Genomic DNA, 12,629 nt, shown 5'->3' with positions numbered 1-12,629 from the left:
ATGAACTGAAGCCGCACATTTTCGAAACCTACTTAACTCGTTGAAACTAAAGGAGTTTTCCGTTTCGACTGCGCCGGAAGTGGGGCGAATTATAGACATCCAGAATTTGCCGTCAACCCTTTATTTCGCTTTTCTTTCAATGAGTTGCCCGAACACTTGAAGTCGCCGCTCCTGCTATATAGAAGAGAGGAAGCTAAAGAACTCCAGAGCCCCTCAGAGCCATGACCGTCTTCGAGTCCAGCCCCAACACCCGCTGCAGCACCTCCAGCGTATGCTCTCCCAATAATGGCGGCGCGCTCCTGTATTCGATCGGCGTTTCGGACAAGCGAATCGGGCTTGCTACCTGTGGCACCTTACCCGCCAACGCATGAGGCAGCTCGATTGCCAGCCCGCGAGCCTGCACCTGAGGATCGGCAAACACCTGAGCCAGATCGTTGATCGGCCCACACGGCACACCGGCCTGTTCCAACTGTATGACCCATTCGGCAGTCGTCTTGAACACCGTCGCCTGGCGAATCAATGGAATCAACGCCGCCCGATTCGCCACACGCATCTTGTTTGTCGCGAACCTCGGGTCATCGGCCCACTGCGGTTGGCCGGCGACCTCGGCAAACTTCCGGAACTGACTGTCATTACCCACCGTAAGGATGAAGTCACCGTCAGCCGTAGGAAAATCCTGATAAGGGACGATATTCGGATGCGCATTGCCCAGCCGCTTCGGCGCGCTGCCGGTGGTCAGGTAATTCATCGCCTGGTTGGCCAGGCAAGCCACTTGGACATCCAGCAATGCCATATCGATATGTTGCCCGCCGCCCGAATGATCGCGATGAGCCAACGCGGCCAGAATGGCAACGGTCGAATACAGGCCGGTAAGAATATCGGTCAGCGCAACACCGACCTTCACCGGCCCTGCCCCCTCATCCCCTTCCGGCCGGCCAGTCAGACTCATCAAGCCGCCCAACCCTTGGATCATGAAGTCGTAACCGGCACGCTTGGCGTAAGGGCCCGTTTGGCCAAACCCGGTGATTGAGCAATAGATCAGTTCCGGGTTGATCGCTTTTAGCGAGTCGTAATCCAGACCATAGGCCGCAAGGCCACCCACCTTGAAGTTCTCGATCAGGATGTCGGACTTGGCCGCCAGTTCCCGGATCAGCTTTTGCCCTTCGGGGCGCGTGAAATCGATCGTGACCGATTGCTTGTTGCGATTGGCCGCCAGGTAATAAGCCGCCTCGGTCGTATTCTCGCCATAGGCGTCTTTCAGGAAGGGCGGCCCCCAGGCACGCGTATCGTCACCGTTACCCGGACGCTCGACCTTTATGACCTCCGCCCCCAGGTCCGCGAGGATCTGCCCGGCCCAAGGGCCAGCCAGAACCCTCGATAAATCCAACACCCGCAGATGCGAAAGCGCGCCCATGGCCGTTCCCCTATTAATAGAACGCTTGAATGCCGGTTTGCGCGCGACCCAGGATCAGCGCATGAACATCGTGCGTACCTTCGTAGGTGTTCACCACCTCAAGGTTCACTAAATGACGAGCAATGCCGAACTCGTCGGAGATACCATTGCCGCCCAGCATGTCCCGCGCCATGCGTGCGATATCCAGGGACTTACCGCAAGAGTTGCGCTTCATGATCGAGGTAATCTCTACCGCAGCCGTGCCTTCATCTTTCATACGCCCAAGACGCAGGCATCCTTGGAGTGCGAGGGTAATTTCAGTCTGCATATCGGCCAGTTTCTTCTGGATCAACTGATTGGCGGCCAATGGGCGACCGAACTGCTGCCGGTCGAGCGTGTATTGACGGGCGGTGTGCCAGCAAAACTCGGCAGCCCCCAGGGCGCCCCAGGAAATGCCATAGCGCGCCGAGTTCAGACAGGTGAACGGACCTTTCAAGCCACGCACGTCCGGGAAAATGTTTTCTTCCGGCACGAATACGTTGTCCATGACGATCTCGCCGGTAATCGAAGCGCGCAGCCCGACCTTGCCGTGAATGGCCGGGGCACTCAGCCCCTTCCAGCCCTTCTCCAGCACGAAGCCGCGGATATCACCGGCATCGTCCTTCGCCCACACGACAAACACATCCGCGATCGGACTGTTGGTGATCCACATCTTGTTACCGGTCAAGCTGTAACCGCCGTCAACTTTGCGCGCCCGAGTGATCATCGCACCCGGGTCGGAGCCGTGGTTCGGCTCTGTCAGGCCGAAGCAGCCGATCCACTCGCCCGAGGCCAGCTTGGGCAGATACTTCTGTTTCTGCGCCTCGGTGCCGAATTCGTTGATCGGCACCATGACCAGTGAGGACTGCACGCTCATCATCGACCGGTAGCCGGAGTCCACACGCTCCACTTCCCTGGCGATGAGCCCGTAGCTGACGTAATTCAGGCCACTGCCGCCGTATTGCTCGGGAATGGTGGCGCCCAGGAGGCCCACTTCCCCCATTTCACGAAAAATCGCCGGGTCAGTCTTTTCATGACGGAACGCCTCCAGCACGCGCGGCGCCAGCTTCTGTTGAGCGAACTGCTCGGCGGTGTCGCGAATCATGCGTTCTTCTTCGGTAAGTTGCTGATCCAACAACAAGGGATCGATCCAGCTGAAGCTCGCTTTACCGGCCATGAAAAAGTCCTCGCCAATCAAATGGAAAATCGTGGACTGATCCTAGGCCCGGTTTCCCACGAGAGCAAACGAGGATTCGGCATGTTGTTGTGCTAGTTTCTCACTCCGTAAACACCATAGACCGCCGTTGTGCGGATAACGAGTGAGGCTTGCGTATATGCGTCGTAAAATCCCAAGCACCGCCGCTCTGATCAGCTTCGAGGCTGCCGCACGCCACGAAAGCTTCACCAAGGCGGCATTGGAGCTATCTCTCACTCAAGGCGCTATCTGCCGACAGATTGCCAGCCTGGAGGACTTCCTTGGCGTGGAGCTTTTCCGACGCTCAAGACGCGGCGTCAAGCTGACTGAAGCGGGGCTTTCATATAGCCGTCGAATCGCCACGCAACTGGATGCCGTCGAGCGCGATACCCTTTCAGTGATGGGGCACACCGGCGCGAACGTTATCGAACTCGCCGTCGTGCCCACCTTTGGCACTCAATGGCTGCTGCCACGCCTCAAGGATTTCCAGCAGCAGCACCCTGAGGTAACGGTCAATCTCACCAACCGCACGCGCCCTTTCCTGTTCGCTGATACGGATTTCGATGCAGCCATCTACTTCGGCGACGCGGACTGGTCCGGTACCGAATCTCACAAATTAATGGGCGAAAAACCGTTGCCGGTATGCAGCCCCTCCTTGCTAGGCAACCGCAAAATCCTGACACCGGAGGCAATCGCCGAGCTCCCCCTGCTCCAGCAGACAACCCGCCCATACGCGTGGCGCCAGTGGTTCAACTCACAAGACCTTAATATCGCGCGTGACCTGACAGGTCCGCGCTATGAACTATTCTCCATGCTTGCCCAAGCCGCCATGCACGATATGGGTGCTGCCTTGATCCCGCCCTTCCTGATCCAGCGCGAATTGGCGGAGAAGCGTCTGGTCATTGCCAACCCCAATGCCCTGTCGAGCCTCAAGGCGTATTACTTGATGATCCCGGAACGGAAGGCGGAATCGGCCTCGCTGCGGGCATTTCGCGATTGGCTGGTCACCGAAGCTAGAGGCTATGATGTTGAAAATTAAGGAAAAACTTACCCATAAAATAAGTAGTAATACTATATTAGACACTACAGATATAACTATTTGTCGCATTTAACCAAACTGTGGCCATATCGGTACAAACGTCCTAGAACCGTTGAAGTACGTGGCTTTAAGCCATATCGAGCGAGTCATATCGCTCCATTCATCTGACCGATGCAAAAAGAACCACAATTGCCGTTATCCCTTGATTTTTCTGGGTTTAGCGACCTTCACCTTACCAGTTGCGACATTCGGTCACAGGGTGACTTGTAGTTATATTTACGTCACACGTCATAATCCCTTGAAGGGCTGAATATTCGCCTGCAAAATGCCGCGCCCCGCCTGGTCAGGCGGGATCGTGCTGATCGGCCGCCCCAGTCGCACCATCCGAAGTGCCTGGGTTTACTCAATAAGATCACGCAGGAGATTTGACGTGCACATTGGTGTTCCTCTCGAAACCCAGACGGGTGAAACACGGGTTGCTGCTACCCCGGAAACCATCAAGAAGCTGGTCGGCCAAGGCCATAAAGTCACTGTTGAAAGCGGCGCCGGCATCAAGGCCAGCGTTATCGACAGTGCCTATGAGGCAGCTGGCGCAACCATTGGCAGCGCCAGTGATGCATTCGGGGCCGAGCTGATTCTCAAGGTGGTTGCCCCCAGCGACAGCGAACTGACGCTGATCAAGAGCGGTACCGTTCTGGTGGGCATGCTCAACCCGTTCAACAACGAAACCATCGCCAAGCTGGCCGAACGCGGCATCACCGCATTCGCCCTTGAGGCCGCGCCGCGTACCTCCCGCGCTCAAAGCCTGGACGTGCTGTCGTCTCAAGCGAATATCGCCGGCTACAAAGCCGTGTTGCTGGCCGCCCATCACTATCCACGCTTCATGCCGATGCTGATGACCGCCGCAGGCACCGTGAAAGCGGCGCGCGTACTGATTCTCGGTGCGGGCGTGGCGGGGTTACAGGCGATTGCGACGGCCAAGCGCCTGGGGGCGGTCATCGAAGCTTCGGATGTGCGCCCTGCGGTGAAGGAACAAATCGAATCCCTCGGCGCCAAGTTCGTCGACGTGCCTTACGAGACCGACGAAGAGCGTGAATGCGCCATCGGCGTCGGCGGTTACGCGCGACCGATGCCGGCCAGTTGGATGCAGCGCCAGGCCCAGGCCGTGCACGAGCGCGCCAAACAGGCGGACATCGTCATCACCACCGCATTGATTCCGGGCCGCAAGGCACCGACTTTGCTGAGCGCCGAAACCGTCGCGCAGATGAAACCGGGCTCGGTGGTCATCGACCTCGCAGCAGCACAGGGCGGTAACTGTCCGCTGACCGTGGCCGATCAGGTAGTGGTTGAAAACGGCGTGACCATTTGCGGCCCGACCAACCTGGCCGGAGAAGTCGCGGCCGATGCTTCGGCGCTGTACGCCCGTAACCTGCTGGACTTCCTGAAGCTGGTCTTCACCAAGGAAGGTCAGTTCGACGTGAACCTGGAAGACGACATCGTCGCCGCGTGCCTGATGTGCCGCGACGGCCAAGTCATCCGCAAAAACGCCTAAGCAGGGATTCAGACAATGGAAGAGCTTATCTCCCCCGGTATCTACAACCTGATCATCTTCGTGCTGGCGATTTATGTCGGTTACCACGTGGTCTGGAACGTTACCCCCGCGCTGCACACTCCATTGATGGCGGTGACCAACGCCATTTCGGCGATCGTGATCGTCGGCGCGATGCTCGCCGCCGCCCTGACCGTAACGCCTCTGGGCAAGACCATGGGCACCCTCGCCGTGGCCCTGGCTGCGGTCAACGTGTTCGGTGGTTTCCTGGTGACGCGCCGCATGCTCGAGATGTTCAAGAAAAAAGCCCCGAAAGCGGTCAAAGAAGAGGCGCCCAAGTAATGAGCATGAATCTGGTAACGACGCTTTACCTGATCGCGTCGATCTGCTTCATCCAGGCCCTTAAAGGCCTGTCGCACCCCACCACCTCCCGCCGAGGCAACCTGTTCGGCATGCTCGGCATGGCGCTGGCGGTGCTTACCACCGTGGGTCTCATCTACAAACTGGGCGCCGAGCTTGCGACCGCCGGTATTGGTTACGTAATCGTCGGCCTGTTGGTTGGCGGCACCGCCGGTTCGATCATGGCCAAGCGCGTCGAGATGACGAAGATGCCGGAGCTGGTGGCATTCATGCACAGCATGATCGGCCTGGCGGCGGTGTTCATTGCCATCGCGGCGGTCGTCGAGCCGCAATCGCTGGGCATCGTCAAGCAACTGGGGGATCCGATTCCGGCGGGTAACCGCCTGGAGCTGTTCCTCGGCGCCGCCATCGGTGCAATCACCTTCTCCGGTTCGGTGATCGCGTTCGGCAAGCTCTCGGGCAAATACAAGTTCCGCCTGTTCCAGGGCGCACCGGTACAGTTTGGTGGCCAGCACAAGCTCAACCTGATCCTGGGCCTGGCAACGCTGGGCCTGGGCCTGACCTTCATGTTTACCGGCAACCTCGGCGCGTTCGCCCTGATGCTGGCCCTGGCGTTTGTCCTGGGTGTACTGATCATCATCCCGATCGGCGGCGCTGACATGCCGGTGGTGGTTTCGATGCTCAACAGCTATTCCGGTTGGGCCGCTGCGGGTATCGGCTTCTCGCTGAACAACTCGATGCTGATCATTGCCGGTTCGTTGGTGGGTTCGAGCGGTGCGATCCTGTCGTACATCATGTGCAAGGCGATGAACCGTTCGTTCTTCAACGTGCTGCTCGGCGGTTTCGGCAACACCGCAGATGCGGCTGGCCCGGCAGGCTCGAAAGAAGCCCGCCCGGTGAAATCCGGCTCGGCTGACGACGCAACCTTCCTGCTGACCAACGCCGACACCGTGATCATCGTTCCGGGCTACGGGCTGGCGGTAGCGCGGGCGCAGCATGCGCTCAAAGAGCTGACCGAGAAGCTGACCCACCATGGCGTGACCGTGAAATACGCGATCCACCCGGTGGCCGGTCGCATGCCCGGGCACATGAACGTCCTGCTGGCCGAGGCCGAAGTGCCTTACGACCAGGTGTTCGAGATGGAAGACATCAACTCCGAGTTCGGCCAGGCCGACGTAGTGCTGGTACTGGGCGCCAACGACGTGGTCAACCCGGCGGCGAAGAACGATCCGAAGTCGCCGATCGCCGGCATGCCGATCCTCGAAGCCTTCAAGGCCAAGACCATCATCGTCAACAAACGCTCGATGGCCAGCGGTTATGCCGGCCTGGACAACGAGCTGTTCTATCTCGACAAGACCATGATGGTGTTCGGCGACGCCAAGAAGGTCATTGAGGACATGGTAAAGGCCGTGGAATAAGCTCCGCAGTGTTATCAAAACGCCCCGACCTGTCGGGGCGTTTTGATTTGTATCAAGGCAGAAAGTTACCGATACGGTAATGATGTTTTGCCTGAAACGCCCGTAATAGAGGCCTCAAATGCGACTTTTGTAGCGGGTCGGGCACGGCGCGAATTCTCTACACTGCGCATCCTGCTTCCTGCCCGAGACAACCATCCATGTACCGTGACCGCATCCGCCTGCCTTCGTTGTTGGACAAAGTGATGAGCGCTGCCGAGGCAGCCTTGTTGATTGAGGACGGGATGACCGTTGGCATGAGTGGCTTCACCCGCGCCGGAGAAGCCAAGGCGGTACCTCACGCACTGGCCGAACGGGCCAGGCTTATGCCGCTGAAAATCAGCCTGATGACCGGAGCGAGCCTGGGCAACGATCTCGACAAGGAGCTCACGGAGGCAGGCGTGCTGGCGCGACGCATGCCCTTTCAGGTCGATAGCACCCTGCGTAAGGCAATCAACGCTGGCGAGGTCATGTTCATCGACCAGCATCTTTCGGAAACCGTCGAACAGATGCGCAATGCGCAGCTCAAGCTGCCAGATATCGCCGTGATCGAAGCCGTGGCCATCACCGAGCAAGGCCATATCGTGCCCACCACATCGGTGGGCAATTCGGCCAGCTTTGCGATTTTCGCCAGGCAGGTAATCGTTGAGATCAATATGGCCCACAACCCGAATCTGGAAGGGCTTCACGACATCTATATCCCGAGCTATCGCCCGACCCGCACACCGATTCCCCTGGTGAACGTCGATGACCGCATCGGCAGCCCCGCCATTCCGATCCCTGCGGACAAAATCGCCGCCATTGTCATCACCCATCAAGCGGACTCGCCCTCCACCGTCCTGCCGCCTGACAGCGATACGCAGGCCATTGCCGATCACCTGATCGATTTTTTCAAGCAAGAGGTGGCGGCCGGTCGGATGACCAACAAGCTTGGCCCCTTGCAGGCCGGGATCGGCAATATCGCCAACGCCGTGATGTGCGGCTTGATCGACGCACCGTTCGAAGAACTGACCATGTATTCCGAGGTGCTGCAAGACTCCACGTTCGACCTGATCGATGCCGGCAAGCTGAGTTTTGCTTCCGGCAGCTCCATTACCTTGTCGGCTCGACGTAATGCCGATGTCTTTGGCAATCTGCAAAGGTACAAGCACAAACTGGCCCTGCGCCCACAGGAAATCTCCAACCACCCGGAAGTCGTGCGCCGCCTGGGCATCATCGGCATCAACACAGCGTTGGAATTCGATCTGTACGGCAACGTCAATTCCACCCATGTGTGCGGCACGCGGATGATGAACGGCATTGGCGGATCGGGCGACTTCGCCCGGAATGCGCACCTGGCGGTCTTCGTTACCAAATCCATCGCCAAGGGCGGTGCCATTTCCAGCGTCGTGCCGATGGTCAGCCATGTGGACCATACCGAGCATGATGTCGACATCCTGGTAACAGAGATCGGCCTGGCCGACCTGCGGGGGCTCGCGCCACGGGAGCGAGCGAGGGTCATCATCGACAACTGCGTACACCCTATCTATCGCCAGGCGCTCAGCGACTATTTTGAAGCCGCTCGTAAGCTGGGCGGACATACGCCGCACATTCTGAAGGATGCACTCAGTTGGCACCTCAACCTCGAGGAAACCGGACGCATGTTGGCGATGTGATACAGCTGGTCCAGTGAGACGGCAATAACAGTTTCGGTAAATGCTTATGGCTGGGGCAGCCACCGTATAAAACTGTACTACTGTACCGGTGATTTCTTACATCCCATTCCTACAAAAGAGGGAGAAACGGCTTGTAATGCACCTAAATCGTGCAGATAGGTACAGTTGCCTCAATATCGACCAGTACACCGCTCTTTAACAGTTAACTGGTCTCTCACAATACAGCTGAACTGTATCTAGAGAGACTGGCCAAACGGGAGGATCATGGGCACCAGTCAAACCACTACCTGATCCCGCCACAAGCGGAAGGATGTCAACCATGGAACGTACACTCAGTTCCGAGCTGTTTTTCGAAGACAAAGCTGAAAAAAACCAGGCTTCCCTGCCTCTTCGCGTTATCGCCAACCTGATGTTGTGGCAGCGCCGCATTGCCAGCCGCCATCAACTGGCTCGTCTGGATTCGCGTCTGCTGGCTGACGCCGGTATCAGCGAAGCACAACGCTACGAAGAGCTGAGCAAGCCGTTCTGGCGCTAACTCAGCGTCGCTGGCCCTGACCCATCGGGTCCACTGCCAGCACCGAATTGAACAAACGAGACCCGTCGTGGGAAACCACGGCGGGTTTCGTCGTTTCTGGGGCTGGAGGTTAAATTTCAGGGACTGGAACAGTTCTGTATTTTCTTAGCATTGGCAGGTACAGTTTTAACCTGCCGGCCTCGTTACTATTCCGTGGCTGTCAGCCGCCGCGTTCTGTCCTAATATCGATCCTGACGTGGCGAAGCGAGTCGAATCTGCGTCTCCTCTTCCTGCTACACGCACCGGCATCACTTCATTATCAAGGAGTTTCATCATGATCCGTCTTCGCCTGCTCAGCACAGCTGCCCTGCTGGCCGTAGCCGCCCACTCCAACGCCAGCAGCTTTATCGTCACCACTGACTCCATCGTTGGCGCACTCAAGGCCACTTCCGACGTAACCTCCGACGCCACCTCTTCACTACGGGACAACAAAATTGTTCAAGCGGCCCGTGATGATGCCGCCAGCTTCGTGGCTAGCGAAGGCGCCATCCGTGGCGTGAAGCTGGAAAGTGCATTGGATTTCATTCGCCAGCAGGCTCCGCAGCTTAATGCCACCGATGCGCAGCTGGCCCAGGCCATCCTGGTCATTTGATGCAACATGAAACATCGGGCGCCCAGAGGTGTTCCGATGTTTCATCACTGGCTCTGGCCCGCCGGTTTGCGCTAGCCTTCAGGCTCGCCAACAACTCTCGAGTCCCATGCGTTTTTCAAATCTTTACCGAGCCTTTTTCTTCGCAGCTTTCTGCTGGTCTGTTCCGGTCCAAGCCTTTGACGTGTCCACCCAACAGCTGGTGGCCAGCGCTTATGCCACAAGCCTCGTGACCTCGGCGCCCTTCGACAATAAACTGGTCGTCGCCGCTCGCGATGACGCCGCGACATTCATTGCCAGCGATGGACAGTTGCGAGGCGCACAGTTGGAATCGGCCTTGGCTTACCTACGCCGGAGCCAGCCAAAACTTCACGCCAGCGACCTTGAACTGGCACAGGCAATTCTCGTCCAATAGCTATCTGTATTTTTCTTTTCGGAGTCGTTCCATGCGTAGCCCGCTGATTGCTGCCGCCCTTGGCCTGCTGGTGTTGGCCGATGTGGCCCAGGCACATACCTTGGTAGCCACCAGTAACATCATCGTTCGCGCTTCCCAGCGCTCGATCGATTTCACCTCTGACACCACTACCTCCATCCGTGATTCGAAAATCGTCCGTGAAGCCCACGACGACGCGGCCAGCTTCGTCGCCAGCAACGGCGAAATTCGTGGTGCTCATCTCGAGGCCGCTTTCGAAACCTTGCGTACCCGCGTACCGGAAGCGCGCGACGCCAGTGATCAGGTTCTCGCCGAAGCCATCCTCGCATTGTGAGGCGACTCGCCGCCTGGCTGACGGCCGGGGTTGTGCTTCTCATCGGCGGCACTGCCCAGGCCGGCCTGCAACTGCACCTCAATAGCGACGGCTTGAGCCCGGCGCAACAGCAGGCCAGTCAGGCATTGCTCGATGAAGCCATGCAAGCATTACCTCCGCGTTTCATCGAGCGATTGGACCGGCGCATCGATGTCGGCTGGACCGACCAGATGCCGGAAAATGCCTACGGCCAGGCTTCGCTGGTGTCACAGCTGGATCTCAACCGTAACCTGCTCGACAGCCTCACCGACGGCAGCGCCGCCAGGCAAAAGACCCAGCGGCCGCACGGCACGGTGCGGCGAGAAATGCTCGCCACGGTCCTGCACGAACTGACCCATATCTATGATCGCTCGCGTCTATGGCCGAATGCCGAACGTGCGCTGATCCAGCGCTGTACGCGGCGCAACAGCAGTGCAGGACTGATCGGGCTCCCGGATGAGTGCCGGGGCGAGAACAACCGCCGCTTCACCCTCAGCGATGATCCACGCTTGCTCGACCTGGCCGGTTGGCCGCAATACGTCGGCCGCCGCGGCGAACGGGAACAGCATAACCGCCAGGTCGCCCGCAGCCCGGACCTCTACGAGACGAGCAGCCCCAAGGAGTTCGTCGCGGTGAACATGGAGTATTTCCTCCTGGACCCAAGCTATGCCTGCCGGCGCCCCGCCCTGTATCGCTATTATCAGGAACACTTCGGCTGGGCGCCTGCCGCCAAGGACACCTGCGCCCAGTCTTTCGCTTTTCTCAACGCCGGCAACGATTTTGCAAAGACGCCGTTGGGCAAAGTCGATCCGGAGCGCGTCTACGCCATCGATTACCTGCTGGCCGAAGCCAACCAGAACTGGGTCAGTCGCTGGGGCCACAGCATGCTCCGGCTGGTGATCTGCGCGCCAGGCAGGCCGCGTGGGCCGGATTGCCGGTTGGACCTGGACCAGCATCTGGTGTTGTCTTACCGTGCGTTTGTAGGTGATGTGCAGCTGTCGAGTTGGGACGGACTGGTGGGCAAATACCCGTCGCGCCTGTTTGTGCTGCCGCTGGCCCAGGTAATCGATGAATACACCAAAACCGAACTGCGCAGCCTGGCGTCAGTGCCGCTGAATCTGTCTCGTGCCGAGATCGAGGAGACTGTCGAACGTGCAGCCGAAATGCATTGGAGCTACGACGGAAACTACTATTTCCTCTCCAATAACTGCGCGGTTGAAAGCCTGAAGCTGCTGCGCAGCGGCAGTAACAACGAGCAGCTCAAAGGCTTGGACAGCATCATGCCCAACGGCTTGCTGGAAATCCTCAAGGGTCGAGGCCTGGCGGACACCAGCGTACTGGATGATCCCAAGGAGGCACTGCGCCTCGGTTACCGTTTCGACTCGTTCCGCGACCGCTATCAGGCGATGTTCGAAGTCCTGAAAAAGCATCTGCCCATCAAACAGCAAACCGTTGAAGACTGGCTGGCCCTGGACGCCACTGAACGCCGTACCTGGTTCGAGCAGGCAGACCTGCGCACCAGCGCGGCGCTGCTTCTGCTGGAGCAAGCGAGTTTCCGTCGGCAGTTGCTGCTGGCTCAGGATGAGGTCAAGCAGCGCTATCTTGGTGCTCGCGAGTTGCAGAACGGCGGTATGGAACGGGCAAACGCGACGCTGCAGCAGATTCTCGCCAACAGCGGCTTCCTGAGCCGCCCGGCCGAATTGCTGGGCAGCGGCGGCTATGGTCTGCCGCAGCCTAGCGAGTGGCAACGGCTGGAATCGGAAAGCAGCCTGCGCCAAAAGCAACTGCAAACGCTCACAGGCGACCTGGATAAGGAAGTTCGGGCGTTGCTGGAGCCGAGCCGCGCGGCTGAAATTGCCGCAAGCGAGGCCAATGTGAAGGAGATCGGCAAACATTTGCGCGAGCTGCACAAGGCCGGGGGCGGGTTGGAGTTGCCCTGACCCGCTTGGATGAAACTTTAAAAAGGGGGTTCAGAACTCAGTTCTGAGCCCCCTTTT

General features: G+C 58.6%; 12 protein-coding genes. 10 read left to right on the top strand and 2 right to left on the bottom strand.

Annotated features, from left to right (window positions below; translation table 11 throughout):
- Nucleotides 1-193: 193 nt before the first annotated feature.
- Both ACE04F_RS01670 and ACE04F_RS01665 read right to left on the bottom strand, forming a co-directional pair.
- The gene (locus ACE04F_RS01670) at nucleotides 194-1,414 is read right to left on the bottom strand and encodes a CaiB/BaiF CoA transferase family protein (protein ID WP_486104285.1); all 1,221 of its coding nucleotides are present in this window, start codon (nucleotides 1,412-1,414) and stop codon (nucleotides 194-196) included.
- A gap of 13 nt (nucleotides 1,415-1,427) precedes the next feature.
- Nucleotides 1,428-2,609: an acyl-CoA dehydrogenase gene (locus ACE04F_RS01665; RefSeq protein ID WP_486104283.1), complete on the bottom strand. Its 1,182-nt coding sequence runs from the start codon at nucleotides 2,607-2,609 to the stop codon at nucleotides 1,428-1,430.
- Between the two features lie 157 nt (nucleotides 2,610-2,766).
- Between ACE04F_RS01665 and ACE04F_RS01660 the strand changes: the two genes are divergently transcribed.
- The 10 genes from ACE04F_RS01660 (at nucleotide 2,767) to ACE04F_RS01615 (ending at nucleotide 12,572) form a co-directional block, all read left to right on the top strand.
- Nucleotides 2,767-3,666, top strand: a complete 900-nt coding sequence (locus tag ACE04F_RS01660) for a LysR family transcriptional regulator (RefSeq protein WP_486104281.1) — start codon at nucleotides 2,767-2,769, stop codon at nucleotides 3,664-3,666.
- A 430-nt stretch (nucleotides 3,667-4,096) separates the two neighbouring features.
- Nucleotides 4,097-5,218 carry a Re/Si-specific NAD(P)(+) transhydrogenase subunit alpha gene (locus tag ACE04F_RS01655; RefSeq protein WP_486104279.1) on the top strand — a complete coding sequence of 374 codons (1,122 nt, stop codon included), beginning with the start codon at nucleotides 4,097-4,099 and terminating at the stop codon, nucleotides 5,216-5,218.
- Nucleotides 5,219-5,233: 15 nt separating this feature from the next.
- Complete coding sequence (locus ACE04F_RS01650; RefSeq protein ID WP_003187010.1) at nucleotides 5,234-5,557, top strand: NAD(P) transhydrogenase subunit alpha part 2; 324 nt, start codon at nucleotides 5,234-5,236, stop codon at nucleotides 5,555-5,557.
- On the top strand, nucleotides 5,557-6,993 hold the full coding sequence (locus tag ACE04F_RS01645; protein ID WP_486104276.1) for an NAD(P)(+) transhydrogenase (Re/Si-specific) subunit beta: 1,437 nt from the start codon (nucleotides 5,557-5,559) through the stop codon (nucleotides 6,991-6,993). Before ACE04F_RS01650 ends, ACE04F_RS01645 begins: the two co-directional genes overlap by 1 nt.
- Before the next feature lie 197 nt (nucleotides 6,994-7,190).
- Nucleotides 7,191-8,684 carry a succinyl-CoA:acetate CoA-transferase ScpC gene (gene scpC, locus ACE04F_RS01640; protein WP_486104274.1) on the top strand — a complete coding sequence of 498 codons (1,494 nt, stop codon included), beginning with the start codon at nucleotides 7,191-7,193 and terminating at the stop codon, nucleotides 8,682-8,684.
- A gap of 319 nt (nucleotides 8,685-9,003) precedes the next feature.
- Entirely contained in the window at nucleotides 9,004-9,219 is a 216-nt protein-coding gene (locus ACE04F_RS01635; RefSeq protein ID WP_003187014.1) for a DUF1127 domain-containing protein, read from the top strand.
- Nucleotides 9,220-9,532: 313 nt separating this feature from the next.
- Entirely contained in the window at nucleotides 9,533-9,850 is a 318-nt protein-coding gene (locus ACE04F_RS01630; RefSeq protein WP_486104272.1) for a DUF2388 domain-containing protein, read from the top strand.
- A gap of 106 nt (nucleotides 9,851-9,956) precedes the next feature.
- Nucleotides 9,957-10,262: a DUF2388 domain-containing protein gene (locus ACE04F_RS01625; protein WP_486104271.1), complete on the top strand. Its 306-nt coding sequence runs from the start codon at nucleotides 9,957-9,959 to the stop codon at nucleotides 10,260-10,262.
- A 31-nt stretch (nucleotides 10,263-10,293) separates the two neighbouring features.
- Complete coding sequence (locus ACE04F_RS01620; RefSeq protein ID WP_039593376.1) at nucleotides 10,294-10,614, top strand: DUF2388 domain-containing protein; 321 nt, start codon at nucleotides 10,294-10,296, stop codon at nucleotides 10,612-10,614.
- Entirely contained in the window at nucleotides 10,611-12,572 is a 1,962-nt protein-coding gene (locus ACE04F_RS01615) for a DUF7844 domain-containing protein (protein ID WP_486104269.1), read from the top strand. Before ACE04F_RS01620 ends, ACE04F_RS01615 begins: the two co-directional genes overlap by 4 nt.
- The last annotated feature ends 57 nt before the right edge of the window (nucleotides 12,573-12,629 follow it).

The organism is Pseudomonas sp. AGC41, from assembly GCF_057334555.1.
The sequence above is the reverse complement of the archived record's forward strand: the minus strand, read 5'-3'. Positions and strand labels throughout refer to the sequence as shown.

Excerpts from the sequence above, each read along its gene's own strand:
- ACE04F_RS01620 (WP_039593376.1), top strand. The coding sequence starts at position 10,294 with ATGCGTAGCCCGCTGATTGCTGCCGCCCTTGGCCTGCTGGTGTTGGCC.
- ACE04F_RS01665 (WP_486104283.1), bottom strand. The coding sequence starts at position 2,609 with ATGGCCGGTAAAGCGAGCTTCAGCTGGATCGATCCCTTGTTGTTGGAT.
- ACE04F_RS01630 (WP_486104272.1), top strand. The coding sequence starts at position 9,533 with ATGATCCGTCTTCGCCTGCTCAGCACAGCTGCCCTGCTGGCCGTAGCC.
- ACE04F_RS01650 (WP_003187010.1), top strand. The coding sequence starts at position 5,234 with ATGGAAGAGCTTATCTCCCCCGGTATCTACAACCTGATCATCTTCGTG.
- ACE04F_RS01635 (WP_003187014.1), top strand. The coding sequence starts at position 9,004 with ATGGAACGTACACTCAGTTCCGAGCTGTTTTTCGAAGACAAAGCTGAA.
- ACE04F_RS01670 (WP_486104285.1), bottom strand. The coding sequence starts at position 1,414 with ATGGGCGCGCTTTCGCATCTGCGGGTGTTGGATTTATCGAGGGTTCTG.
- scpC (WP_486104274.1), top strand. The coding sequence starts at position 7,191 with ATGTACCGTGACCGCATCCGCCTGCCTTCGTTGTTGGACAAAGTGATG.
- ACE04F_RS01645 (WP_486104276.1), top strand. The coding sequence starts at position 5,557 with ATGAGCATGAATCTGGTAACGACGCTTTACCTGATCGCGTCGATCTGC.
- ACE04F_RS01625 (WP_486104271.1), top strand. The coding sequence starts at position 9,957 with ATGCGTTTTTCAAATCTTTACCGAGCCTTTTTCTTCGCAGCTTTCTGC.
- ACE04F_RS01660 (WP_486104281.1), top strand. The coding sequence starts at position 2,767 with ATGCGTCGTAAAATCCCAAGCACCGCCGCTCTGATCAGCTTCGAGGCT.